General features: G+C 66.1%; 17 protein-coding genes. 13 read left to right on the forward strand and 4 right to left on the reverse strand.

All coding sequences use genetic code 11. The annotated features are described in order from the left end of the window. Window positions 1-14 precede the first annotated feature (14 nt). Window positions 15-557 (forward strand): sigma-70 family RNA polymerase sigma factor, encoded by a 543-nt coding sequence (locus tag F3H57_RS06010; RefSeq protein ID WP_149754993.1) that lies wholly within the window; start codon window positions 15-17, stop codon window positions 555-557. Continuing rightward, window positions 538-1299, forward strand: coding sequence for an anti-sigma factor (locus F3H57_RS06015; protein WP_149754994.1), 762 nt, complete (start codon window positions 538-540; stop codon window positions 1297-1299). Before F3H57_RS06010 ends, F3H57_RS06015 begins: the two co-directional genes overlap by 20 nt. A gap of 120 nt (window positions 1300-1419) precedes the next feature. Here the strand turns inward: F3H57_RS06015 and F3H57_RS06020 are convergent, their stop codons facing one another. Further along, window positions 1420-2115: an endonuclease/exonuclease/phosphatase family protein gene (locus F3H57_RS06020; RefSeq protein ID WP_149754995.1), complete on the reverse strand. Its 696-nt coding sequence runs from the start codon at window positions 2113-2115 to the stop codon at window positions 1420-1422. Continuing rightward, window positions 2115-3491 carry a cardiolipin synthase gene (gene cls / locus F3H57_RS06025; RefSeq protein ID WP_223162983.1) on the reverse strand — a complete coding sequence of 459 codons (1377 nt, stop codon included), beginning with the start codon at window positions 3489-3491 and terminating at the stop codon, window positions 2115-2117. Before cls ends, F3H57_RS06020 begins: the two co-directional genes overlap by 1 nt. Window positions 3492-3991: 500 nt before the next feature. Here cls and F3H57_RS06030 point away from each other — a divergent pair, with 500 nt between their 5' ends. Then, window positions 3992-4936: a DMT family transporter gene (locus tag F3H57_RS06030; protein WP_223162984.1), complete on the forward strand. Its 945-nt coding sequence runs from the start codon at window positions 3992-3994 to the stop codon at window positions 4934-4936. 75 nt (window positions 4937-5011) lie between these two features. Here the strand turns inward: F3H57_RS06030 and F3H57_RS06035 are convergent, their stop codons facing one another. Further along, complete coding sequence (locus tag F3H57_RS06035; RefSeq protein ID WP_149754997.1) at window positions 5012-6793, reverse strand: SLC13 family permease; 1782 nt, start codon at window positions 6791-6793, stop codon at window positions 5012-5014. Between the two features lie 646 nt (window positions 6794-7439). Here F3H57_RS06035 and F3H57_RS06040 point away from each other — a divergent pair. The 10 genes from F3H57_RS06040 to F3H57_RS06085 all read left to right on the forward strand — a co-directional run bounded on the left by F3H57_RS06040 (window position 7440) and on the right by F3H57_RS06085 (window position 18974). Further along, a complete protein-coding gene (locus F3H57_RS06040) occupies window positions 7440-8126 on the forward strand; it encodes a phosphatidylserine decarboxylase (protein ID WP_149754998.1) in 687 nt (228 codons plus the stop codon). Then, window positions 8123-8881, forward strand: a complete 759-nt coding sequence (locus F3H57_RS06045; protein WP_149754999.1) for a CDP-alcohol phosphatidyltransferase family protein — start codon at window positions 8123-8125, stop codon at window positions 8879-8881. Before F3H57_RS06040 ends, F3H57_RS06045 begins: the two co-directional genes overlap by 4 nt. Window position 8882: 1 nt before the next feature. Then, on the forward strand, window positions 8883-9500 hold the full coding sequence (locus tag F3H57_RS06050; protein ID WP_149755000.1) for a class I SAM-dependent methyltransferase: 618 nt from the start codon (window positions 8883-8885) through the stop codon (window positions 9498-9500). Window positions 9501-10355: 855 nt separating this feature from the next. Continuing rightward, window positions 10356-11624 carry a Zn-dependent hydrolase gene (locus F3H57_RS06055; protein WP_149755001.1) on the forward strand — a complete coding sequence of 423 codons (1269 nt, stop codon included), beginning with the start codon at window positions 10356-10358 and terminating at the stop codon, window positions 11622-11624. 26 nt (window positions 11625-11650) lie between these two features. Further along, window positions 11651-13186, forward strand: coding sequence for an ABC transporter substrate-binding protein (locus F3H57_RS06060; RefSeq protein ID WP_149755002.1), 1536 nt, complete (start codon window positions 11651-11653; stop codon window positions 13184-13186). 76 nt (window positions 13187-13262) lie between these two features. Then, window positions 13263-14276 (forward strand): ABC transporter ATP-binding protein, encoded by a 1014-nt coding sequence (locus tag F3H57_RS06065; RefSeq protein ID WP_149755003.1) that lies wholly within the window; start codon window positions 13263-13265, stop codon window positions 14274-14276. After that, window positions 14273-16081, forward strand: a complete 1809-nt coding sequence (locus tag F3H57_RS06070) for an alpha/beta fold hydrolase (RefSeq protein ID WP_149755004.1) — start codon at window positions 14273-14275, stop codon at window positions 16079-16081. Before F3H57_RS06065 ends, F3H57_RS06070 begins: the two co-directional genes overlap by 4 nt. Continuing rightward, window positions 16078-17025, forward strand: coding sequence for an ABC transporter permease (locus F3H57_RS06075; protein WP_149755005.1), 948 nt, complete (start codon window positions 16078-16080; stop codon window positions 17023-17025). The genes F3H57_RS06070 and F3H57_RS06075 overlap by 4 nt, the downstream gene beginning before the upstream one ends. After that, window positions 17022-17930 (forward strand): ABC transporter permease, encoded by a 909-nt coding sequence (locus tag F3H57_RS06080; protein WP_149755006.1) that lies wholly within the window; start codon window positions 17022-17024, stop codon window positions 17928-17930. Before F3H57_RS06075 ends, F3H57_RS06080 begins: the two co-directional genes overlap by 4 nt. Before the next feature lie 21 nt (window positions 17931-17951). Then, window positions 17952-18974, forward strand: a complete 1023-nt coding sequence (locus F3H57_RS06085; RefSeq protein WP_149755007.1) for an ABC transporter ATP-binding protein — start codon at window positions 17952-17954, stop codon at window positions 18972-18974. Here F3H57_RS06085 and F3H57_RS06090 read toward each other — a convergent pair. Continuing rightward, complete coding sequence (locus F3H57_RS06090) at window positions 18960-19892, reverse strand: LysR family transcriptional regulator (protein ID WP_149755008.1); 933 nt, start codon at window positions 19890-19892, stop codon at window positions 18960-18962. The two genes, F3H57_RS06085 and F3H57_RS06090, sit on opposite strands and share 15 nt — an antisense overlap. Window positions 19893-20024 lie beyond the last annotated feature (132 nt).

A 20024-nucleotide genomic window follows, 5' to 3' on the forward strand; every position in this document is an offset into this window, starting at 1 on the left:
CGGGGTGCGACATCATGGGCCGGAACGGTCTGGACATCGTGGGACAACTGGAAGCGCTTCGCCGGTATGCGCGGGTTCTCACGCGCGATCCGGACGCGGCGGATGACTTGGTGCAGGCCACCTTCGTGCGGGCCGAAGAACGGCGGGGGACGTTCCGCGACGGTGCCGACGAACGGGTATGGCTGATGTCGATACTGCATCGCCTCTTCATCGACACTCGGCGGAGCGAACGCACCGCCGAAGCAAGGGAGCAGGCCTGGGCCGAGAGCCGGCCGCTCTTCGTTCCGGCCTCCGGCGAGGTGGCAGCGCGTCTGACGCAGGTGCGGGCCGCCTTCCTTGCGCTGAGCGCCGAGCGTCGCGAGGCGCTTCACCTCGTGGCGATAGAAGGATTGGGCCTTGCCGAGGCGGCCGAGATCCTGGGCGTGCCTGCCGGTACGGTCATGTCCCGTGTCGCGCGCGCCCGAGCCGAACTGCGCGCTTTCGAGGACGGCCAGGTGGCGTCTTCTGGCCGGGGCCTGAAAGTTGTAGGAGGGCGCGATGACCGGACCGACCGATAGCAGCGAGGAACTGGAAGCGGATCTTCCGGCCTTCCTCCAGGGGCGCCTCTCCACCGAGCGCAATTACGCGCTCGCGGACTATCTTGCCGAGCGGCCCGAACGTGCGGCCGCCCTGATGGCCGAGGCCCGGGATATGGAAGGGTTGCGCCTAGCGCTTTCGGCGGACATGCCTTCACCCTCGAGGCTCGTGGCCATGGCCCGTCGCCTGCAGGACCGCCTGCGATGGCGCAGGCTACTCCGCCGTGGCGCGCCCGTCGCCGCGGCCATCGTGCTCTTCGCGACCGGCTGGGTCGGGCACGGCGTGTGGCTGGCGAGCGGGCCCGAAAAAGCTCCGCCCCTGGTAGAGGCGGCGCTCGATGCCCATGCCGCGCTCGAGTTGCGCCACTGGATGGTTTCGCAACCCGAAGCCGCGACGTTCGACCCTCAGGAGATCCTTGCCGCCCTGGGGATCGCGTTGCCGCCTCTGCCCGCGGACTGGACCGTCCGCGACGTGCAGGTCGTGGCGACCCCCGATCGCCCAGGGGTCGCGATGTCGGTCGATACTCCGGATCTGGGACCGATCTTCGTCCTGGCGGTTGCGCGCGGTGGGGGCACGGCCCCGGTTTCGCCAGCGGCCTTCGATTATGAGGGCCGGACGGTGGCGGTCTTCGAGCGCGGCCGGTCGGCCTATGTCATGCTCGACGAGTCCGGGCACCCAGACCAACTCGCTTCCGGTGCCCGGCTGCTCGCGGAGGCCCGCTGACGGACGATCTGCCCTGCCCTCAGAGCGGTCGGTCGCCGCGAAGCGCGTTACCTTAGGCGGGATATTCTGGCCGGTCGCGCCGTTGTCGGCAGAGATCGCGCATGGTGTTGGCGCCCTTGCTCATTCCGGCCGGTCCGCCGAATGGGTCCGCACCGCGCACCAGACCGGCAAGTGGTCGGACGCACGCCGCGCCGCGCCGTGGTTTTCGACCCCCGTGGCGTGAAGGCTCAGGCCGGGGCCGTGGGCGAACCTGTCGAGACGTCCCAGAGGTCGCGCGCTGTGGAAGGACGGTCCGGGGCTGACAAGCTCCAGATCGCTGGCCCAGGGCGCAAAGCCGGCGCGACGGGACCACTCGTTGAAATCGCCCCCGATCAGACACGTCGCGGCGCGGTCGCCCAGATGGTCGAGGATCGCCTGCATCTGGAGCTGGCGCCAGCGCCGTATGAGTCCGAGATGCGTTCCCACGACGTGCAGTCCTTCGATCCGGACCATGACCGCACCCCGGGGCTCCAGCCCCGGCAGGTCGAAACGCTCGGTGGCCGTCACCGGCAGGTCCTTCCTGACAAGGATCGCGTTTCCGTGCCAGCCGAGGCTGACTTCGCTGACCGCCAGGTCGGCAACCGAATAATCCGTTTCGCGTGCGATGAGCGAGTGCGGCAGAGCGGCGCGCCGAGGGCCGAGGCGATGGTCGGCCTCTTGCAGGAGCACGACATCCGCTCCCATGCCGTTGATGACCGACAGGATGCGTTCCGGGCTCCGCTTGCGGTCGATGCCGAGGGCCTTGCGAATGTTGTAGCTGGCAATCTTGAGGTCCATCACAGCACCGGGGCCAGAAGCCGGGCGATCTTCGCGCCGACTCGGATCCAGAGCGGCGCTTCGGCCAGCGGCGTCTCGTAGATGTCGCAGTTAGCCAGATCGGTTTCCAGCATGGTCGCAACCTCGTGGGCAAGGCCCGGATCGGCGAAGGCCGCCATCGTCTCGAAGTTCAGGCGAAACGACCGGATGTCGCAATTCGTCGTGCCGACCAGGGCCAGATCGTCGTCGCAAAGGATGACCTTCTGGTGCATGAACCCGGCAGCGTAGCGAAAGATCCGGACGCCGTCGGCCCGGATGTCGTCGAAGAACGCATGGGCGGCGAGCCACGGCAGGAGGTGATCGACCTTGCCGGTGAGGATCACCCGGACATCGACGCCGCTCAACGCAGCGTGGCTGAGCGCCGAGAGGGTGCTGGCATCAGGCACGAAATAGGGCGATGCGATCCATAGCCGGTGACGGGCCGCGGCGATGGTGGCGAAAAAGACCTGCGAGCCCGCCTCCGTCGGGTCGGCCGGCCCGGTCGGAAGCAATACCGCCGACCGGTTCTCCTCCTGGAGGCCCGGATCCCAGTTCAGATCGCTTGTCAGCAGCTCGCCCGTGCCCCAGTGCCAGTCTTCCGCGAATATGAGCTGGAGCTGCGCCACGATCGGCCCGCGGAGCGCGAGATGCGTGTCGCGCCAGCGGCCGAACCGCGGATTGTGCCCGACGTAAGTGTCGGACACGTTGTGGCCGCCCAGGAAACCGACCTCGCCGTCGACAATGACGGTCTTGCGGTGGTTCCTGAAATTGATGTTGAGCCGCGAGGTCGGACCGCGCGCCGCGCGCGGGTCGACGACCTCGACCCCTGCGTCGGAGAGCTTCCGGCGGTAACTGCGCGGCAGACCGTAGCTGCCGACCCCGTCGAAGAGCAGGCGCACGGCGACCCCCCGGCGCGCGGCCGCCATGAGGCGCTCGGCCAGCGCCCGTCCGGTCGTGTCGTCGACGATCGTGTAGAACTGCACGCAGACACTGTGCCGGGCCGTGTCGATCGCGTCGAAGATCGCCGCGAACGTGTCGTGCCCGTCGATCAGGAGCCGCGCGGAGTTTCCGCCGGTCGCCGGCAGGTTCACGATCCGCTCGAAGACCGCGAGCCGCGTCCGGGCGGCTTCGTGAGGCGGAGCGTAGCGCGTATCGTCCTTCAGATCCGAGGCGAGCGCCCGGCTGCGCTGCCGCGACCGTGTGTAGGAGCGAATCCTGTGGCCGCCGAAGACCGCATAGGCCGGAACCGCGAACCATGGCGCGCTCAGCAGGAAGATCACCCACGCCACAGACCCTTGCGGGGTACGCGCCGTGGCCATCGCCCGCCAGATGCAGAACGCGACGATGCCGATCGCCACGATCCCTGTTCCTGCGGTCCAGAATACGCTCATCGGCGCGTGGTGTTCAGGTCGACTTGCGGCATTGCGACAATAGTTCGGAAAAGCCGGCCGCTCCGCAAGGGATGAAGCGGAGCGATACGCCCGCCGGTCTCCATGTCCGACAGCCGCGGCATCCAGCGTACCGCAGGCAGCGAATGACAATCCTCGGGGGCGAGCGGGACGGAAAGGCCGTCGATCCGGGCATGCCGTGGCCATCGGGCGCGGGATCGAGAGCGGGGAGCGTTTCGATCCGTGCCGTCAGGGCTGGCAGAGGCGGCACGTCATAGGGAGGGCCCCACCGGGAGGCGCGCGGACCTCGCCGCGGTCCCGGCCCGGGCAGGCGCCGGCCCGCCGGTTGACCGGGTCACACGGAAGTTATAGCGCTTGCGGTGCGCGAGATGGCGTCTCGCGGCATCCCCGAAATCGTCCTGGACGCCCGGACCTGTTCGAGCACCTCGCGAGGTGCCGGAGGAGGCGAAATGGTCGCGAGCCCAAGCGTTACCCACCACGAGCCGGCCGACAAGCGGGCCGGCATGATCTTCATGTGCATTGCGATGGGGCTGCTTCCGGTCGGCGATGCGATCTCGAAGTCGCTGACATCCGTCCTCCCCGCATTCGAGGTCACCGTGCTGCGGGCCTCGGCGCAGGCGGCCTTCTTTCTGCCGGTCGCGTTCCTGCTCAGACGGCACATGGCCGGGCCGGTCTTCACCCGGGCGTCGCTGATCTCGGCCGTGCTGATCGCGACGGTGACCTACACGCTGGTCACCGCGTTCTCCGTTATGCCGATCGCCACGGCCATCGCGATCTTCTTCCTCGAGCCGCTGGTTCTGACCGTGCTCGCGGGGGTGCTGCTCGGCGAAGTGCCGGGACCGCGGCGCTTTGCGGCCGTGGGCGTCGGTCTGATCGGCGCAATGATCGTCATTCGGCCCAACTTCTCGGAGTTCGGGCCCGTGGTCCTGCTGCCGCTCGTGGGCGCGGTCGCCTACGCCTTGAACATGATCGTGCTGCGCAAGGCGACGGCACGCCAGTCGGCCCTGAGTTTCCAGTTCGGCGCCTCGCTCTTCGCTGCCGGGCTCCTTGTCCTCGCGGAAACCGCTCGCGTGATCTTCGGTGCCCGCATGCCCGGCGTTTGGGCGATGCCGGAATGGGTGGTCTTGGCGGTGATCTCGGCCGGGGCGCTGGCGACGGTCACGTTCCTGATGATCACCTTCGCCTTCAGCAAGGTCGAGGCCAGTATCCTGGCGCCGTTCCAGTACCTGGAGATCGTCGGCGCAACGGCCGTCGGTTTCCTGGTCTTCGGCGATTTTCCGGATGCGATCACGCTGTTCGGTACCAGCATCATCCTCGCCTCGGGCGCCTACGTCTTCCATCGAGAGCGCAAGCGGGACATCGAATTGGCGTCCTCGCAACCGCCGGAGCGTTGAGTTCCGATCGAAATCGGAACCGCGTCCGCCCGCGAACGAACGCCCGGAGACGCCAGGACGGCTGGGATGCGGCGCTCACATGGGAAAGACCAGCGGTATCGCGAGGATCGCCGCGGCGCCGACGATCAGGTTCATCGGGATGCCGATCCGCAGGAAATCGGCGAAGCGGTAGTTGCCCGCGCCGTAGACCAGCGTGTTGGTCTGGTAGCCGATGGGCGTGGCAAAGCTCGCGCTGGCCGAGAACATCACGGCGACGACGAAGGGGCGGGGATCGACGCCGAGCTGGCCGGCAAGCGAGATCACGATCGGCGTGAAGATCACCGCGACAGCGTTGTTGGTCACGACCTCGGTCAGGAAGGAGCCGACGAAGTAGACGACGGCCAGCAGCACGAAGGGCGACAGTCCTTCCAGCCAGGGCGTGAGTGCACCGACGATAAGCTCCACCGCGCCGGTATGCTCGAGTCCGGCGCCGACGATCAGCATCGAGAAGATCAGCACGACGATCGAGGCGTCGATGGAGGCCCAGGCCTCGTCGTTGTCGATGCAGCGCAGGACCAGGATCGCCGCCACCGCGACGAGCGCGAGAATGCCGATGGGCAGAACGTCGAGCGCGGCGAGGAGGACGATGCCGACGAGCGCGAGCACCGCGACGGGAGCCTGTTTGCGCCGGTAGGCGCGGCCGCCGGGCGCGGTGATCGAGACGACGTCGCCCGAGCGGCGGAGCTCCTCGAAGCCCTCCGCGGTGCCCTCGAGCAGGAGCTTGTCCGCGGGCCGCAACCGAACGCTAGAGAGATCCGCGCCGGCGATGTGTCCGGGACGGAACGCGCCGAGGACCCGGATGCCCGCGCGCCGCCCGAGTGCGAGGTCGGCGATACGCAGACCGGAGCTGCGGCGCGAGGGCGTCACGATGGCCTCGACGATCCGGACGTCCCCCTCGGTATCGATCTCGATCGACCGCCGCTGGCCTACGCGCAGGCCGGTGCGCTCGGACAAAGTCAGAAGCTCGGAGGTGCCCGCGACGATTATCAGGGCATCGCCGCGGCGCAGCGCCTCGCTGTCCAGGTTCGATCGCTGTATCCGCCCGCCCCGCCGCAGGCCGGTGACCCGCAGCCGCGATTCCTGGAAGTCCGCGACATCGCGAAGGCGTGCGCCGATATGGCGGTAGCCTTCACGGATCACGACCTCGGACAGGAACCGGGTCTCTTCTTCCTCGCCGCCCTCGCGCGAGGCGCGGTCGGGCAGCAGGTACCGCGACAGCACCAGCATCGAGATGCCGCCGACGACCGCAACGGCGATCCCGACTGGTGCGATCTCGAAGATCGAGAACGGCGCGAGCCCCGCCTCGCGCGCGACGCCATCCACGAGGATGTTGGTCGAGGTCCCGATGAGCGTGCAGGTCCCGCCGAGGATCGCCGCATAGGACAGTGGAATGAGAAGCCGGGTCGGAGCGAGGCCAAGGCTGCCCGCAAGCCGGATCACCACCGGGATGAGGACCAGCACCACCGGTGTGTTGTTCATGAAGGCCGACGCGGCCACGGTGGCAAAGACGAAGAGCGCGACGGCGAGGGCCGGGCGGGAGGCGGCGTGCTCGATCACGAGGTCGGCGAGGGCGTCGAGGACGCCCGTCCGCACGAGCGCGCCCGAGACGACGAACATCGCCGCGATGGTGATGGGCGCGGAACTCGAGAAGGCGGCCATCACCTCCTCACTCGGCACGAGGCCGAGCACGATGAAGAGCGCGGCTCCTCCCGCCGCGGTGACATCGGGGGGATACTTCTCGACGACGAAGGCGACGAAGAGAAGCAGCAGAAGACCGAGCGCGAGCAGGGACGCATCAAGGCCGAAGACCGTCGTCATGGCTTTTCAATCCTTGGGGGAGTGGCGACGCCCGAAGGTGGCAGGTTTACGGACGATGCGCCACTGTCTGTTCCGCCGTCAGGGCGGGGTGGCGCCGTGCTGGGTCCCGCCCTCTCGGTTTGGCAGCAATGTTCCGCCCAAGGCAGCCCCGCAAGGGGATCAGCCAGCGTCCGGTACGGGGCCGGTCTTGCATCGAGGTGGCATCGTCGAGCGGGGCTACCCGGTCGGGGAGGCGCCGGCACGGCTCGGGGCCAGCCCAGGGGGGGGCGTCCAACCGGCTCAAGGCCACAATCGCCGTTCCAAAATCCGAACCATGGCTGGGCTCCGGCGCTGCCATGCCGCGGCCCGGTGACGAGGGCCGCAGGCACCCGGAGCGGTCTGGACGGCCGAACGAGGGCGATATGGCCCGGAACCTGCGACCGACACCGGCCGAGGATCGCCGGCACCTTCTTCCGGCGTTGGCTCCGGTTGTCCCTGCGCCGGTTGTAGAGTACGCGATTCATGAGATGGCTTTGCAGTACACCCAAAAGAACATCGCAGCGCCGAGTGCGGCGATCTTTCCGGCAATGACACGGGGTGACCGCAAGTGCACCGGCCGCGTGGGGCGCCCGGGACCGCTGGCCGCGTCACCGCGAGGTTCTCGGCGATGAACATGCTCTCAACCTTCGTGAAACCGATGCATCGCGAGGGCATCCGGTTCGTCGCCATCTTCGCGGCGGTGACCGTTGGCTTGTTCCTCCTGTCGCCGGTGACCGGGTGGCTCGGCGTCGGCCTCACGGTCTGGTGCTACTACTTCTTCCGCGATCCGGAACGCGTGCCGCCCGGCGGGCACGATCTGGTCGTCAGCCCGGCCGACGGCATCGTCTCCCTGATCGAACCGGCGGTTCCGCCGGTCGAGCTCGGCATGGCGGCGACGCCGCTGACGCGCGTCAGCGTGTTCATGAACGTCTTCAACTGCCATGTGAACCGCGCCCCCGTGGCGGGACGCGTCACCAGCATCGCCTACAGGCCAGGCAAGTTTCTGAACGCGTCTCTCGACAAGGCCAGCGCCGACAACGAGCGCAACAGTCTTTGCATCCGGACCGCCGCGGGGCAGGACCTGGCCGTCGTCCAGATCGCCGGCCTGGTGGCGCGTCGCATCGTCTGCTGGACCGGGGAAGGTGATGCGCTCGCGGCCGGCGAACGGTTCGGCCTGATCCGCTTCGGCTCCCGGCTCGACGTCTACCTGCCGCCGGGGGTGACCCCGAAGGTGCGCATCGGCCAGACGATGGTCGCGGGAGAGACGGTGATTGCCGAACTTGGCGAAGCCGCCCGGACCGACCAGACCCGATGACAGAGAAACCGCCGCGCAGACCGAGATCGGAAATCCCGCTCATCCAGCTCGTGCCGAACATGCTGACGATCGCGGCCATCTGCGCCGGGCTGAGCGCCATCCGTTTCGGCATTCAGGGCGATTTCCCCCTGGCCGTGAAGCTGATCCTGGCGGCCTGCGTGCTCGACGGGCTGGACGGGCGGCTGGCGCGCGCGATGGCCGCCGACAGCGCCATCGGTGCCGAACTCGACTCGCTCGCCGACTTCCTGAACTTCGGCGTGGCGCCGCCGCTGGTGATCTACTTGTGGGGGCTGCAGAGCCACACCAGCCTCGGCTGGATCTCGGTTCTCATCTTCGCGACCTGCTGCGTTCTGCGGCTCGCCCGGTTCAATGTCGGCACCAAGTCGGAGACGAGCGGCAAGGACAACGCCTATTTCGTGGGCGTGCCGGCCCCCGCCAGCGCGATGCTGGCCATGCTGCCGATGTTCCTCTCCTTCGCCTTCGCCGGCGCCCCGATCCTGCACCCGCTCGCGATATCGATCTACCTCGTCGTCATCGGACTCTCGATGATCAGCCGGATTCCGACCTGGTCATTCAAGACCACAGCCATATCTCGTCGCAACGTGAAGGTGTTCCTGGTCGGCGTCGCGTTCATCGGAGCGACCGTTCTGACATTCGCGTGGGTCACTCTCGTCGCGCTCTGCATCGGCTACGTCGCTGTTGTCGTCTGGGCACTTGTCACGAAGCCGCATGCGGCGAATCCGAAGGACAACTGACATGGACAGCAACGCCGTTGAGACCTCCTATGCCCGCTGGGCGCCCATCTACGACCGGACGTTCGGGGCGATCACCGATGTCGGCCGGCGCAGGACGGTCGACTACGTGAACGGCCGGTCCGGAACGGTCCTGGAGGTCGGCGTCGGCACGGGACTGGCGCTGCCGCACTACCGCGGCGACCTCGAGGTGACGGGCGTCGATTACAGCGAGGACATGCTGGTCAAGGCACGCGACAAGGTCGATCGGATGAACCTGAAGCACGTCCGCGAGCTCCGCCAGATGGACGCGCGGGAGATCGACTATCCCGATGCGCATTTCGACACGGTCGTCGCCATGCACGTGCTGTCGGTCGTGCCCGAGCCCGAGACGGTGATGTCCGAGATCGCACGCGTCTGCAAACCTGGCGGCGAGGTGGTTGTCGTCAACCACTTCAAGCGGACGACGGGCGTTCTGTCGAAGCTTGAACGCGGGTTTGCGCCGTTTGCGAATGTCCTCGGGTGGCATTCGGATTTTTCGGACGAGACCGTTCTTGGAGAGACCAGCCTCTCGCCCGTCGAACGCAAGTCCCTGCCGCCGTTCGGCATGATGACCTTCATGACCCTGCGAAAGGCGGCGTGATCCCGGTCCGCCATGCCGGTCCCGACATGCACGTGGGAAGTCGAATGTCGCTGACATTCGGCCGCGCTGGGCCAAACCCGTGCGGTCGCGATGGCCCGGCAAGGCTCCCTTCTCCGGTCGGTCGGACGGCGGTGCATGCCCGCGATCTGCGGAGGCTACCGGCGCAAGGCGGCGAAGACACCCTTGGAGGGAGGCTCACCGCCCATACGCGACAGGTGTGGTGAAGATTTTAAATAATAGTCATCTGGCGTGAATTGATAGCCGGTAGCAGTTTGATTGTCCTTCAATCCTAGCGGGGACAGCCTCGGGCGTCCGTCAATTCGATTGCCGTGAGCGATCTTTCCGGACACCAACCGCTAAGTTTTGTAAGCATTTACAACGTCGTGACGTTGCTTCCAGGTATTTCTTTCCCGAGTGGGATCGTCAGCCGCCTTTCTGTTGCCGTCGGGTGAAGACAAGAAGTCCTGAATAAGGCGCTCCATCGAGACGATATATCCGCAAGGGCACGGCCTATTGCGAGCGCCGGCTATAAGCCACGGCGTGTTTGTCCGCGGTGGCGCCGGCACGCATCCACTTTCGAGCCCCGCCGACCCGGCCGTTTAGAGCCAAGCCTAAGTTGCCTGGAGGTATGAGCGGGTTGAAGAACCGAGTATGCAGATAAGTTATACAATGGCATCGGTTTGACTAAATTTGCAATCTAGGGAAGTATGCGAGTCGATGACTGGCCGACGGTACCGGCGCATCGGGGAGTCGCCCGGTCACGGAATGCCACGGACACATGCGCCCAAATCTCGAGGGACTTGCCTTGAGAATGGCGCCCCGACGCAACTGAATGCTCGAGCGGAAAAGGTCGGTATGGAGCTAGACAAAGACAGATTGTGGCAGCGGCTCGAGAAACTCTCGGAGTACACCGATCCGGGTCGGCCATGGACCCGTCGCGCCTTTACGGATCGCTATGCCCGGGCCCGGGAGTGGTTGCGCGAAGAAATGGAGAGCGCCGGCCTTCGAACCCGTATGGATGCCGGCGGCAATCTCATCGGTTCGTTGCCTGGATCCGACCCCGCCGCCGGCACGCTTGTCAGCGGGAGCCATATCGACACCGTGCCCGATGGCGGTCGCTACGATGGCATCCTCGGCGTATTGTCGGCGCTCGAAGCCGTCCAGTCGTTCGCTGAAGGCGATACGGCGCCTCGGCACACGATGGAGGTCGTCGATTTCCTGTCCGAGGAACCCAGCGACTACGGCGTGTCCTGCGTCGGCAGCCGTGCGATGTCCGGGAATCTTCCTGCCAGCCTGTTGGAATACACGAATCCGGAGGGCGAGCGGCTCGGCGAAGCCATTCGCCGATGCGGCGGTGAGCCGGACAAGCTGAACGGTGCACTCCGCTCGCCCGAGGAGATCCGTGGTTTTCTGGAACTGCATATCGAGCAGGGGCGCGTCCTCGAATCCGCAGGCACACGAATCGGCGTGGTCACCAACATCGTCGGAATCAAGCGGTACGAGATCGTGGTGACCGGACGGGCCGACCATTCCGGCACCACCCCGATGAACCTGCGCCAGGACGCGCTCGTCGGGGCATCGCGGATCGTGGAGCGGATCAACCACGAGGCGCACGCCCAACAACGCTCGAATGCCTATCTCGTGGGAACCGTCGGCAAGATCGGCGTGCGTCCGGGCGCGGCAAATGCGGTACCGGGCGAAGCGCGGATCACGGTCGAGGTGCGCAGCGATCGCCAGGAGCTGCTGGACGGTTTCCTCGCGCCAATCATCGACTGGGCCGAGGAGGCCGTCTGCCGCCGCGGCGAGCTGCGCCTCGAGGTGCGCTTGCTCAGCGCGTCCGAGCCCACCGATTGCGCCGGGGACATCACCCGGACCGTAGCGGAAGCGTCACGCGCGCTCGATCTCAGTGCCGTGACGATGCCAAGCGGGGCGGGGCACGACGCGGCCCACATGGCACGGATCTGTCCGATGGGCATGCTGTTCGTGCCCTGTCTCGACGGGCGCAGCCACTGCCCCGAGGAGAGCATCACCAGGGAAGATGCCGTCAACGGTGCCCGGGTCCTGACCCGGGCCCTGCTGGACCTCGACCGGACCCCGCCCGCGGGCGCCGATCCGGTCGTCTGACGAAAAATCCAACAGAGGAGAAAGAAATGACCAAGTCACTCAAGACCTCGGCCGCCGTGATGGCACTGGCGGCCATGGCCGGAGGCGCCTTCGCCCAGGACCGGACCGAAGTGCGTATTGCCTACGATACCATCCCGCCGTCGATCGACCCGCACATGTCGACCGCCTACGCGACCATGGATTTCGCGGCGCAGATCTTCGAGCCGCTGGTCACGCTCAACGCCGACTACGAACCCGAACTGGTGCTGGCGGAGTCGATCGACGTCAGCGAGGACGGCAAGACCTACACGATCACTCTGCGCGAGGGCGTCACCTTCCACAACGGTGAGCCGCTGACAGCCGATGACGCGGTGGCGTCGATGCAGCGCTGGAAGGAGCGGTCGATCCTCGCGCGCGGCACGCTGTCGGACGCCACATTCGAAAAGGTCGACGACATGACCCTGGCGCTGAAGCTGGCCGAGCCTGCGCCGCTCACGCTGTCGGTCATCGGCAACCCGATGCAGTTCGCCGGCATCATGCCAGAGGAGATCGTCGCGAACGCGCCGGCGCAGGGCGTCACCGAATACGTTGGCACCGGACCCTACCGGGTCGAGAACTGGGATACCGACCAGGAAATGCACCTGGCGAAATTCGAGGATTACAGCTCTCTCGACACGCCGCCGAACGGCCTTGCCGGGGCCAAGGAGCCCGGTGTCGACGACGTCTACATGGAGATCGTGACCGACGATTCCACGCGCGTCTCCGGCCTGCGCTCGGGCCAGTACGACATCGCGCTAAGGCTTCCGCACGACAATGCGGATCAGATCGTCAATGACGAGGCGCTGAAGATCTTCGCGGAGGACTATGCCTTCCTCGGCATGTTCTTCAACAAGAAGCACGGCCCCTTCAGCGACATCAAGCTGCGTCAGGCGGTCAGCGCCGCGCTGAACATGGAAGAGATCCTCTATGCCTCGCTCGGCAACGACCGGTTCTTCTCGCTCGAGCATTCGCTCGCCGCGCCGAGCCAGGTGCTGTGGTACAACGACGCCGGTGAGGAGCTCTACAACCAGGACGACGCCGACAAGGCCCGTCGGCTGATCGAAGAATCCTCCTATGACGGAGAGGAGTTGCGCTTTCTCGTGTCCCGCGCCTATCCGCTTCACTTCTACGCGGCGATCGTGGTGCAGCAGCAGCTTCAGGAAGTCGGGCTGAACGTCGAGCTGGCCGAGTACGACTGGGCGACGCTTCTCGAGTACCGCGCCGATCCCGAAGCATGGGATCTCTTCGCCTCCGAGTTCACCTTCGAGCCGACGCCGATCAACGCGATCTTCCTGCACTCGAAGAACGAGTATGCCGGCTGGACCGACAGCCCCGAAATCGACCGGCTGGTCGAGGAGATCCGGGTGACCGAGGATCAGGACGAGGCGCTGGAGCTGTTCAAGGAACTGCAGACCGAGGTGATGGAGTACGCGCCCTACATCCGCTACGGCAACTACAAGCCGCTGCACGGCCTGGCCGAGGAGATCGAGGGCTTCACCGTCTCCAACAACATCATCCTGTCGAACCTGTCGGTCGCCGACTGACCGGGCCATGCGACGCGGCAGGGCGGGCTGTTCCCGGCTCGCCCTGCCGCCGTGCGAGCCGGGAAGGAGAAGCCCCATGTCCCACGCCACATCACCTGACACGCCGCGCGCCTCCGCGCCGGAGCCCCTGTTGCGCGCGGTCGAGGTCAGACAGCATTTCCCGGTGCGCCGGGGCTTCTTCAAACCGACCGCGTACGTGAAGGCGGTGAACGGCGTCTCGTTCGAGATCGCGGAGGGGGAGACGTTCGGCCTCGTCGGCGAAAGCGGCTGCGGCAAGAGCACGCTGGGCCGCACGTTGCTGCGGCTGGTCGAGCCGACCGACGGGGCCTGCTTCTATCGCGGCGAGAACATTTTCGAGAAATCGCCGTCCGAGTTCGCTCGTTTCCGGCGCGAATTGCAGATGGTGTTCCAGGATCCGTATTCCTCGCTCAATCCCAAGATGCGCGTGGGCGACATCCTCGAGGAAGCGATGAAGATTCACGGCATCGGCACGCGCAGGACGCGCACCGACCGGGTGATCGAGCTTCTGGAGACCGTCGGCCTGTCGAGCGAGCACTATTTCCGGTTCCCGCACGAGTTCTCGGGCGGCCAGCGGCAGCGGATCGGCCTTGCCCGCGCCTTGTCGCTAAGCCCCAAGGTGGTCATCTGCGACGAGACCGTCTCGGCGCTCGATGTGTCGATCCAGGCGCAGGTGCTGAACCTGATGAAGCGGATCCGCCGCGAGTTCGACCTGTCCTACCTCTTCATCTCGCACGATCTCGGGGTGGTGAAGTACATCTCGGACCGGATCGGCGTCATGTACCTCGGCAATCTCGTGGAGGTCGCGACTGCCGAGGAGCTGTTCGAGTCGCCCAAGCATCCTTACACGCAGGCGCTCATTTCGGCGCTGCCCAAGACCAACCCGCGCACGAAGAAGGAGCGGATCAAGCTCACCGGCGAGGTGCCGTCGCCGCTCTCTCCGCCGAGCGGATGCTGCTTCCACACGCGCTGCCCGCACGCGACCGAGATCTGCCGCACGACCGTGCCGGCATCCCGCACGATCAGCGACACCCACAAGGTGGCCTGCCACCTCTACGAGGGTCGGGCATGACGCTGGCTTGCCTGAACCATTGCACGCTGGATCTGCTCGGCCCCAATCGGTCGCGGCACGCGCGCCTGGGCGATCTCGCGTGGGATGCAGGACGCGGCACGGTCCTCTACCTCACGAACGTCGACGACCGGACGGCCCTCTGGGAGTTCGATCCCGAAACCGCGAGCCGGTGGGCGCTCACCGGCCCCGGCTTCGACGTCACGCGTTTCTGGCTCGTGGAGGATCCGGAGGTGCGGCTCGTCTTCGCCTCGGATCCGGCCTGCACCGAGCGCGGCCAGCTCTACCTGCTGGGCCGCGACGGATCGGTGCGCGCATGTCTGGAGGATGCCGGCGCGGACCACCACTTCGCGGGCCGGCTCTTCGCGGGGCAGGGGATCGTCGTGGCGAACACCGCGACCGAAACCCTGCACCGCATCTTGCAGTTCGACACCACCACCGGCGAGGTCCGGCAGCTTCTCGAGGTCGAGCGGCCGCTCACCCGGGCGATCGCGTTGTCGCAAGACCGCGTGCTGATGCTGGAAGAGATCACCAACATCGACCGACGATTCTGCCTCTTCGATGTCCGGGCGCGCAGCCTGGTGCCGCTCGATGCAGGATGCGGGCGCATCGGACCGGTGCTTGCCCTTTCAGAGGCCGACATCCTTTTCGCGGGCGATCTGGGCGGGGAGTGGATCGGGCTGCACCGGATGAACCTCGACACGGGGACAGTGCAGCTGGTGTTCAAGTCCTCCGGCCGGGACGTCCGGCATCTTTGCCTGCAGCCCGATACCGGGCGAATCGCGCTGACGCTGGTCCGCGACTGCGCCGAGGAGATGCTCACGATCCCTCTCGACGATCCGGACAATGCGGTCGCCTTGACCTCCGCACCGGGGCACGTTCACTCGATGTGCTTCGGCCCGGGAGATGACCTGATCGCGATCACTTCGACCCCGTTCGATCCGCCCGTGGCGCGGCTTCACGGCGCGGAAGCTCGACCGAAAGGCGTGGTTGCCGATGACAGGCGCGACAGAGTCGGGCGCTTCGCATCATTCGACGGATGCGAGATCGAATACGTCATTCTCGGGCAGCCCGAAGGCGGGCAGATCGTTGTCTACCTGCACGGCGGGCCGGAGGATCAGTACCGCCGCGAGCATGCCCCGATCCTCGAGCGGCTGGTGGAGCGCGGAATCGCCGTGGTCGCCCCGAACATCCGGGGCAGCGAAGGGTACGGTCGCGCATTCGTGGGGCTCGACGACGGGCCCCGGCGCATGGATGCGCTGGGCGACGTCGTGGCCCTGCATGCGCATTTGCGCGATCGGTTCGGCCGGGCGAGCGGCTCCATCGGGATCATGGGGCACAGCTACGGCGGGTTCATGACGCTGTTGGCGATCACGCATCATCCGGAACTCTGGTCGTGCGCCGTCGATATCGCCGGAATGTCGCATCTCGGAACCTTCCTGCGCACCGCGCCCGCCCGGCGCCGCGCCTTGCGCGCGCAGGAGTACGGCGACGCGGAGAAGATGGCCGACTTCTTCGACGCCATCGCGCCAGTGCGCCGCGTCGGCGACATCCGTTGCCCGCTGCTCATCCTGCACGGGGACCAGGACACGCGCGTACCGACCTCGGAATCCGCGGCGATGGCCGAGGCGGTGACCGCGGCTGGCGGGGACGTGACGCTGCGATGGATTCCGGGCGAGGGGCATTTCCTGACACATCGCAGTTCGACCGAAATCGCCGCAGAGGCGGCGACGGACTTCATCACCGGTACGATGCCGCGGGCGGCCGATGCGCCCGTCGCGGCCGGCCGTCCCGCGGAGGACCCATGATACAATACGTCGTAAAGCGGATCCTGTCCCTTGTCCCCGTTCTGGGGGTCGTGGCGGTGGTGGTGTTCGCCCTGGTTCACCTGTCGCCCGGCGATCCCGCCAGCGTCATCCTCGGGCCGGACGCCTCGGCCGACGATATCCGGCAGTTGCGGGACGAGCTGGGCCTCAACCGTCCGGTGCCACAGCAATTCGCATCGTGGCTCGGCAATGCGCTGACGGGCGATCTGGGGACGTCGATCTACAGCGGCACGCCCGTCACCTCGGTCTTCCTCGATTATTTCCGTCCGACCCTGTCGCTGGCGATCTTCGCGCAGATCATCGGGATACTCGTCGCCGTGCCAATGGGAGTCTTCGCGGCGCTCTACCGGGGCAAGTGGATGGACGGCGCGCTGATGAGCTTCGCGCTTGTGGGGATCTCGGTCCCGAGCTTCCTCATGGGGCTTCTGCTGATCCTCTTCTTCGCCGTCTTCCTGAACTGGCTGCCGGTGGCGGGGTATGCGCCGCTGTCCGAAGGGCTGGGCACGCATCTGGAGTACCTGCTGCTGCCGGCAATCTCGCTCGGTTTCATCCAGGCCGCGCTCATCACCCGGATCACGCGCGCGGCGATGCTGGAAGTGATGAACAACGCCTACGTCAAGACCGCCCGTGCCAAGGGCCTGTCGCGCGCGACCGTCGTGATCAAGCACACGCTGCGAAACGCCTTTATCCCGATCCTCGAAATCATCGGCCAGACCTTCACCACCCTGATCGCCGGGGCGGTGGTGGTGGAGTTCGTCTTCAACATTCCCGGCCTGGGGCAACTCATCGTCAATTCCGTCGAGAGGCGGGACTTCCCGGTGATCCAGGGAACGGTGCTGCTCGTCGCCTTCGGCTATGTGCTGATCAATCTCTTCATCGACCTGATCTACGGGGTGGTCGATCCCCGAGTGAGGCTGGACCAATGACCGACACCTCCCGACCCGATCATGACCTTCGCGCCGCCAAGACCCGCCTGAAGAACGAGCAACGGGCCCTCACACTTCGGCGCTTCATGGCCAACAGGCTGGCGGTCTGCGGGCTGGGCCTGACCGTCGTGATCTGCCTTCTGGCGTTCCTCGGCCCCTTGCTGACCCCGCACGGCCCGCTCGACATCAACCCGATCGACCGGCTTCAGCCGCCCTCGGCCGAGCACTGGATGGGGACCGACAATTTCGGCCGCGACATCTATGTACGCGTGCTGCACGGCACACGGGCCTCACTTCTCATCGGGTTCAGCGTCGCGCTGCTGTCGTCGTTGATCGGGGTGGCGATCGGGCTTTATTCGGCGTATTTCAAGCTGCTCGACCATGTTCTGATGCGCATCACCGACGGCCTGATGGCTTTCCCGGCGATCCTGCTGGCCATCTCGGTGATCGCCGTCTTCGGCCCGACGACGCGGAACGTGATCCTGACGCTGGTGGTGGTCTATACGCCGCTCATCGCGCGGGTGGTGCGGTCGAACGCGCTGGTGGTCAAGGAACAGCCCTATATCGAGTCGCTGCGCGCCCTCGGCTCGAGCCGGACCCGGATCATCTGGCGGCACATCTTTCCCAACACGGTCTCGTCGCTCATCGTGCAGGCAAGCTTCGTCTTCGCGGTCGCGATCATCACCGAGGCGATGCTGAGCTTTCTCGGCGTGGGCATCCCGGCGCCGCATCCGAGCCTCGGGAACATCCTCTACGACGGCAAGAACGTTATCACCTCGGCCTGGTGGATGACGGTCTTTCCGGGCGCGATGATCATCGGGGTCGTGCTCGGCCAGAATATCCTGGGCGACGGCCTGCGCGATTTTCTTGATCCGCACACGAACAAGGCCGTGTCCAAGCGCTAACCGAACCGGAAGGAGCCCGGCATGTCCGCATCCCCGATCATCGACATCCGCAACCTGAGAACGCACTTCCACACCGAGAAGGGGCGGGTCACCGCGGTCGACGATGTGTCCTTTCACGTCGGGCGCAACGAGGTCCTTGGCGTCGTCGGCGAAAGCGGCTGCGGCAAGAGCGTGACGTCCGAGGCGATCATGCAGCTGCTCAACCCCGAGATCACCGATTTCGAGGGCGAGATCCTGTTCGATGGCGAGAACCTTCTTGCCCTCGACGAGGCGCGGCTGGCCCGGATCCGCGGCAACGACATCTCGATGATCTTCCAGGACACGACCAGTTCGCTGAACCCGCTCTACACGGTGGGCGACCAGATCATCGAGGCGCTCCAGGCCCATGGCCGGCAAAGCCGGCAGGAGGCCGCCAGGACCGCGCTGGAGATGGTCAAGGCCACCGGCATCCCGTCGCCCGAGAAGCGGCTGTCCGAATATCCGCACGAGCTGTCGGGCGGGATGCGCCAGCGCATCATGATCGCGATGGCCCTGGTCTGCCGCCCGAGGCTCCTGATCGCGGACGAGCCGACCACGGCGCTCGACGTGACCACGCAGGCCCAGATCCTCGACCTGATCATGCAGATGAAGGCCGAGCTGGACATGGCCGTCGTGTTCATCACCCACGACATCGGCGTGGTGGCCGAGATCTGCGACCGCGTCGCGGTCATGTATCTTGGCCAGGTGATCGAGGACAGCACGGTCGAAAGCCTCTTCGACGCGCCCCTTCATCCCTACACGCGCGGCCTGATGCAGGCGATGCCGACCATCGAGAGCGACCCTGCCGAAGACCTCTACACGATCCGGGGCCGCGTGCCCTCGCTGTTCGACGTTCCTACGGGCTGCCGGTTTGCCGAACGCTGCCCATACGCGACCGGGAAGTGCCGTGCCGAGGCGCCGACGCTCGAGGCGGCAACGGACGGCCACAAGGTTCGCTGCTGGCACTGGAAGGCGATCGCGGCGGGCGAGATGACGGAGTCCGAAGCGGAGCTACAGGCCGGGTGAGGCTCGGTCCTTCTTGAGGATGCCCATGCCTTTCAGGCGGTCGACCTCTGCCTCGATCTCGGAGAAGAGGGCTTCGGCCACGCGGCTGGTCGGCACATTGTCGGGCGTGAGGAAGACCACTTCCCACTCGATCAGCGGGGTGAGCCGCTTGGAGACCACAGAGGTGCCGCGCAGCAGAAGCTCGGCGAAGGGATCGACGACGGCAACACCCATCCCGCGATCAACCAGCGCGCAGACGCCGCGCATGGTGCCCATCTCGGCCACGGTCCGGCGGTCGGCGCTTTCGGTCTGGACCAGTTCGTCCACCCGCTTGCGCAGCGGGCTTTCGGGCATAAGGTCGATGAAATCCTGCCCCCGCAGCATTTCGGCAGAAATCAGCTCCTCCCGCGCCAGCGGGTGATCCTCGTGCATGATGCAGCGGGCCTCGCAGCGCCCCAGCGGTCGAACCTTGGCGCTGTAATTGCCGCTTTCGAGCGTAATGCCGAGCGCCACATCGCAGTAGTTCTTGTCGATGGTTCTGAGCAGCTCGCGCATCCCCACGTCCAGGACCTTTATGCCTATGCCGGGATGCTTGACGTTGAAGCTGCGAAGCGCATCCAGCAGCAGCGTGTCCACGAATGTCGGCTGCGCGGCTATGATCACGTTTCCAAGCTGGTTGTTCGCGATCGCCGCGGCGTCCTGCTCGTTTTCCCGCACCTGCGAGATGAGCCGCGCCACCGACTGGTGGTACAGATGGGCCTCGGGAGTCGGTTTGAGCTGGTTTCGCTTCTTGTCGAAAAGCGCGAATTTGACTCGGATCTCGAGCTTGCTGAGAAGGCGTGAAATCATCGGCTGACTGATGCCGAGTTCCTCGGATGCGGCCTTCATCGTCCCGAGCTTCATGTACGCATCAAACGCCTCGAGTTCCCTGATTTTCAATGGACACGACTCCCTTCGAGGGTCCGGCACATTAACTGCTTCTATAGCATGTATCGCCTGCAAGCTCCGGAATGCACCTCGAAATTCGATCGAACAACGCGGAATACGCGACGCTGCCGGTCACACGGAAAC

The sequence above is a fragment of the Roseivivax sediminis genome (assembly GCF_900112685.1).
Classification (GTDB): Bacteria; Pseudomonadota; Alphaproteobacteria; order Rhodobacterales; family Rhodobacteraceae; genus Roseivivax; species Roseivivax sediminis.

Coding starts and splice junctions, on each gene's coding strand:
- F3H57_RS06035 (WP_149754997.1), bottom strand. CDS start 6,793: ATGACGACGGTCTTCGGCCTTGATGCGTCCCTGCTCGCGCTCGGTCTT.
- F3H57_RS06030 (WP_223162984.1), top strand. CDS start 3,992: ATGGTCGCGAGCCCAAGCGTTACCCACCACGAGCCGGCCGACAAGCGG.
- F3H57_RS06060 (WP_149755002.1), top strand. CDS start 11,651: ATGACCAAGTCACTCAAGACCTCGGCCGCCGTGATGGCACTGGCGGCC.
- F3H57_RS06070 (WP_149755004.1), top strand. CDS start 14,273: ATGACGCTGGCTTGCCTGAACCATTGCACGCTGGATCTGCTCGGCCCC.
- F3H57_RS06075 (WP_149755005.1), top strand. CDS start 16,078: ATGATACAATACGTCGTAAAGCGGATCCTGTCCCTTGTCCCCGTTCTG.
- F3H57_RS06045 (WP_149754999.1), top strand. CDS start 8,123: ATGACAGAGAAACCGCCGCGCAGACCGAGATCGGAAATCCCGCTCATC.
- F3H57_RS06015 (WP_149754994.1), top strand. CDS start 538: ATGACCGGACCGACCGATAGCAGCGAGGAACTGGAAGCGGATCTTCCG.
- F3H57_RS06065 (WP_149755003.1), top strand. CDS start 13,263: ATGTCCCACGCCACATCACCTGACACGCCGCGCGCCTCCGCGCCGGAG.
- F3H57_RS06085 (WP_149755007.1), top strand. CDS start 17,952: ATGTCCGCATCCCCGATCATCGACATCCGCAACCTGAGAACGCACTTC.
- F3H57_RS06080 (WP_149755006.1), top strand. CDS start 17,022: ATGACCGACACCTCCCGACCCGATCATGACCTTCGCGCCGCCAAGACC.
- F3H57_RS06055 (WP_149755001.1), top strand. CDS start 10,356: ATGGAGCTAGACAAAGACAGATTGTGGCAGCGGCTCGAGAAACTCTCG.
- F3H57_RS06010 (WP_149754993.1), top strand. CDS start 15: ATGGGCCGGAACGGTCTGGACATCGTGGGACAACTGGAAGCGCTTCGC.
- F3H57_RS06050 (WP_149755000.1), top strand. CDS start 8,883: ATGGACAGCAACGCCGTTGAGACCTCCTATGCCCGCTGGGCGCCCATC.
- F3H57_RS06020 (WP_149754995.1), bottom strand. CDS start 2,115: ATGGACCTCAAGATTGCCAGCTACAACATTCGCAAGGCCCTCGGCATC.
- F3H57_RS06040 (WP_149754998.1), top strand. CDS start 7,440: ATGAACATGCTCTCAACCTTCGTGAAACCGATGCATCGCGAGGGCATC.